Source organism: Nonomuraea mangrovi (assembly GCF_042681425.1).
Taxonomy (GTDB): domain Bacteria; phylum Actinomycetota; class Actinomycetes; order Streptosporangiales; family Streptosporangiaceae; genus Nonomuraea; species Nonomuraea mangrovi.
This window is the reverse complement of the sequence record NZ_JBHUFV010000042.1, coordinates 1-4,488: the sequence shown is the minus strand read 5'-3', so window position 1 is coordinate 4,488 and position 4,488 is coordinate 1. Positions and strand designations below refer to the sequence as shown.

Sequence of the window (4,488 nt, the reverse complement as noted above, 5' to 3'; positions counted from 1 at the left end):
TTAACCTGCATAAACAGGATCACGCGAAGATCGATTCATACACCACGTCCGTGGACGTGACCGGAAGTGCTCGGGGAGCGATGACGCTCTTCTCCATGGATCTGAGCCGCAGGACCGTGGATCGCTCTCCCGAGATCGGGGGAACGATCCTCGGCTGCGCCTGCTCCTGGAGCGGTGCCCGCTGGACGCGAGCCGCGCGGGGCATCTCACTTTGTCGAATCCGTGGTGATAAGAGACGGCTTCTACGCGGCTCTGGACAGGCCCGGATTCAACGCGACCATCCACACCTCGTCAATCAACGCCTACTTCTTCCCGCAGGGGAAGATCTGGCAGGAGGCCTGATGCAGACGCTAGTCCTGCGCACCCGGCTCAAGCCGGGCAAGGAAACCGAGTACGAGGCGGTCCACGCGGTCATTCCCGACGACCTGGACGCCGCCCTCCGGGAGGGCGGCGTGCACAGCTGGCGGATCTGGCGGTCCGGGCTCGACCTGTTCCACCTGGTAGAGGTGGAGGGCTACGAGCGCCTCAAGGAGCACCTGCGGGACCACCCGGCGGACAAGGCGTGGCAGGCCAGGATCAACCTGCTCCTGGACGGCGACTTCGACCCCGCCGCCGCCCTCCCGCACCTGGTCTGGCAGTTGCCGTGAGGATCGACGCCCACCACCATCTCTGGGATCCCCGCGACCGCGTCTATCCATGGATGGCGGGACTGGACCCGCTGCGCAGGCCGTACGGCATCGACGATCTGCGCAGCGCGACGAGCGCGGCCGACGTGAACCGCACCGTCCTGGTGCAGACGGTCTCCTCGCTGGAGGAGACCCAGGAGTTCCTGGCCGTCGCGGCGGACTCCGGCGGGCTCATCGCCGGAGTGGTCGGCTGGGTCGACCTCGCCGACCCGGCGATCGGCGACAGCCTGGCCGGTCTGACCGGACCGCTGGTCGGCATCCGTCATCAAGTGCAGGACGAGCCGGACCGCGAATGGCTGGCCAGGCCCGCAGTGATGCGCGGTCTCGACCACCTCGGCACGGCCGGGCTGGCCTACGACCTCCTGGTACGGCACGATCAGCTGCCTGTCGCGCGATCGGTGGCCCAGCGGCTCCCCGAGGTGCGATTCGTCCTCGACCACGCTGGCGGTCCGCCGATCGCCGCCGGGGACCTCGAACCCTGGGCCGGGGAGATCCGCGCCCTGGCCGCACTGCCCAATGTCAGCTGCAAGCTCTCCGGCCTGGTCACCGTGGCGTCGTGGACCTCCTGGAGCAGCACCGGCATCGCCCCCTACGCCTCGCATGTGTTCGACTGCTTCGGACCCGAACGGGTGATGTTCGGGTCCGACTGGCCGGTCTGCGAGCTCGCCGCTTCGTACGGCGAGGTAGTGGCTCTTGCCGAAACCCTCACCGCGGAGCTGAGCACGTCCGAACGTGACGCCGTCTTCGCCGGAACCGCCCGGCACGTGTATGCCCTGCCCAAACCAGAGGTTGACGAATGAAGTTGCTACGAATCGGGCCCGCCGGGTCGGAGCGGCCGGTGTTGCTGGACGGCACCGGCACCTACCACGACCTGACGGCGGTGACGGCCGACATCGACGGCGCGTTCCTGGCGTCGGGAGGTCTCGATCGGGTACGGCTGGCGCACGAGGCGGGCGACCTGCCGGAGCTCGACGTGACCGGGCTGCGGGTCGGCGCGCCGATAGCCCGGCCTGGCGCGGTCGTGTGCGTCGGGTTGAACTACGCCGCGCACGCCGCCGAGTCGGGCAGCGCCCCGCCGGAGTCGCCGGTGGTGTTCTACAAGCCGCCGAACACCGTGGTCGGGCCGTTCGATGACATCGTGCTGCCGCGCGGCTCGGTCAAGACGGACTGGGAGGTCGAGCTGGCCGTCGTGATCGGCCGCACCGCCCGCTACCTGGACTCCCCGGCGGAGGCGCTGGCGTGCGTGGCCGGATACGCGGTCTCCAACGACGTCTCCGAGCGCGCGTTCCAACTGGAGCTGTCGGGTGGCCAGTGGGGCAAGGGCAAGAGCAGCGAGACCTTCAACCCGAGGCCGCCTGGGAAGCGGGCATCCGGCTGTTCGACACCGCGCCGCACTACGGCCTCGGGCTGTCGGAACGACGGCTCGGCGCCTTCCTGGCGAGTAAACCCCGCGAGTCGTTCACGCTCTCCACCAAGGTGGGCAGGTTGCTGGTCCCCGCAGAGGGCGGCGGCCGTGACGACCAGGGTTTCGACGTGCCCGCAGACCACCGGCGGGTGTGGGACTTCTCCGCCGAGGGCGTGCGCCGCTCGCTGGGGGACAGCCTTGACCGCCTCGGTCTCTCCTCGATCGACATCGCACTCGTACACGACCCCGACGACCACTGGCAACAGGCAGTCGACGAGGCTGTGCCCGCCCTGCTGGAGCTGCGCGACCAGGGAGTCGTCAAGGGTGTCGGCGTCGGTATGAACCGGTGGCAGCCGCTCGCCCGTGCCGTCCGCGAAACCGACGTCGACCTGGTCATGCTCGCCGGCCGCTACACCCTGCTCGACCAGTCAGCCGAGGCGGAACTGCTGACGCTTTGCTTGGAACGCGGGGTGTCCGTGCTCGCGGCAGGCGTATTCAACAGCGGGCTGCTGGCCACCCACGACCCGCAGGGCACCTACGACTACGCGCCCGCATCCGACGAGCTGCTGAAGCGGGCGCGGCGAATCGCCGCAGTGTGCGAGGGCCACGGAGTCACCCTTCCGCAGGCCGCGCTCGCCTTCCCGCTCCGCCACCCTGCGGTCACCTCCGTGGTGGTGGGAGTCCGGTCCGTCGAGGAAGTCCGTCGCAACGCCGCCCTGGTCGCCGCGCCCGTCCCCGACCGGTTGTGGGACGAACTCGCCGAGGAGCGGCTACTGGGCGGAACCGCAGTTCGCTTTTGATCGGGTGCCTCGAGGGAGTTTCGTCTCCTTGGGTCTTTGCTTCAGGGCTCTTGTGGGGTGGTGCGTGCGGGCGTTGTCTTGCTCTTGAGGTCGATCAAGAAGGGGCAAGACGATGAGACGTCTTCAGGCTCGATGTGTGGTTCATAAGCGGTGCGGGTGCGCCGATGCGGTTACCGGCAGGCAGCTGGGCAGGCGATGCTTGCGGTTGGCCGAGGAATGGCACGGGAGTTGGTACTTCGCGGTGCAGGTGAGCGGTCTGGCCGGGCGTCGTGAGCGGCTGCGGCGGGGCGGGTTCGGCACAGCCGAACAGGCCCGCCAGGCGGGCCGCGAGATGATCGCGGCCGATCAGAACGATCCGTCAGCCAGGGGGTACACGCTGGCACGGTGGCTACGTCACTGGCTGGAGACACAGCACCAGCTACGATCCAGCACTCGCGAGGCCTATGCCGATCACGTGCGGCTGTATCTGATCCCGTATCTGGGTCGGATCGAGCTGGCCGAGCTGGCCGGCCGCGACATCGCGCGGATGTTCGCCGTCTTGGTCGGGCGGCGTAACCGGTACGGTGAGCCGATCGCGTCCTCCACCCTGCATCGGATCCGGGCGACGCTGCGCGCGGCGTTGAACGCCGCGGTCCGTGAGGGCCTGCTGGCCTCCAACCCGGCGCGGATGATCAGGCTGCCCGCACCGCGCCGGCCGTATCCACAGGTGTGGACCGAGCGCCGGGTCGTGGCATGGCGGCGAAGCGGCGAGCGGCCCGCGGTGGCGGTGTGGACCGCTGAGCAGTTGGCCGAGTTCCTCGCCTTCGCCCGTGGCGACCTGCTGTATCCGCTGTGGCAGCTGATCGCGCTGCGCGGCCTGCGCCGCGGCGAGGCAGCCGGTCTGCGCTGGGTGGACCTGGACCTCGACCGGCGGGAGCTCAGCGTGAGCCGGCAGCTGGTGCACACCGACGACGGGCTGATCGCCTGCCCGCCGAAAACCGCTGCCAGCCGACGGATCGTCGCGCTGGACCCCAAGACGGTTCGGCTACTGCGCCGCCACGAGCAGGCCCAACGACAGCTGCTGGGCGAAGCCTGGAACGAATCCGGGCCGATCTTCGCCCGCGGGGATGGGGCCCCGGTCCGGCCGGACTATCTCACCGTCCGGTTCCCCCAGCTGGTACAAGCCAGCAATCTGCCACCGATCCGGCTGCACGACCTACGGCACGGTACGGCAACCCTCGCCCTGGCCTCAGGCTCGGATCTGCGGGTGGTGCAGGGCACGCTGGGGCACGGCAGCATCGTGGTGACCTCGGACATCTACACCTCGGTGCTGCCGGAGGTGTACCACCAGTCCGCCCAGGCCATCGCGCAGCTGGTCCTGGCCAGCACCCGCAAGACCGCTCGGAAGACCCGCAAGCTGGCGGCCTGACAATGTGACCCAGGTATGACCCACACGTGTCTCACGATCAGTAAGAAACCTTCCCCAAACGGAAGGAAGCCGCAGGTAGGAGTGGTAGGGCGCCCGGGGCTCGAACCCGGAACCTACGGATTAAAAGCGGGCTTCGCCGTGGGCGCCACCACCGCATGGCGCTACATTCGCGAGACCATCGCACTGCTT

Annotated in this window: 4 protein-coding genes and 1 pseudogene; all 5 read left to right on the top strand. The window is 68.9% G+C overall.

Annotated elements, in window-relative coordinates; translation table 11 throughout:
* The first annotated feature begins 341 nt into the window (after window positions 1–341).
* The 5 genes and pseudogenes from ACFSKW_RS28030 (at window position 342) to ACFSKW_RS28010 (ending at window position 4,299) form a co-directional block, all read left to right on the top strand.
* Window positions 342–647: an L-rhamnose mutarotase gene (locus ACFSKW_RS28030; protein ID WP_379575448.1), complete on the top strand. Its 306-nt coding sequence runs from the start codon at window positions 342–344 to the stop codon at window positions 645–647.
* Entirely contained in the window at window positions 644–1,486 is an 843-nt protein-coding gene (locus tag ACFSKW_RS28025; protein WP_379575447.1) for an amidohydrolase family protein, read from the top strand. Before ACFSKW_RS28030 ends, ACFSKW_RS28025 begins: the two co-directional genes overlap by 4 nt.
* Window positions 1,483–1,983: pseudogene (locus ACFSKW_RS28020) on the top strand (fumarylacetoacetate hydrolase family protein); the annotation flags it as partial. The gene ACFSKW_RS28025 and the pseudogene ACFSKW_RS28020, both read left to right, overlap by 4 nt.
* Before the next feature lie 14 nt (window positions 1,984–1,997).
* Window positions 1,998–2,891, top strand: a complete 894-nt coding sequence (locus ACFSKW_RS28015) for an aldo/keto reductase (protein WP_379575449.1) — start codon at window positions 1,998–2,000, stop codon at window positions 2,889–2,891.
* Between the two features lie 199 nt (window positions 2,892–3,090).
* Complete coding sequence (locus tag ACFSKW_RS28010; protein WP_379575445.1) at window positions 3,091–4,299, top strand: site-specific integrase; 1,209 nt, start codon at window positions 3,091–3,093, stop codon at window positions 4,297–4,299.
* The last annotated feature ends 189 nt before the right edge of the window (window positions 4,300–4,488 follow it).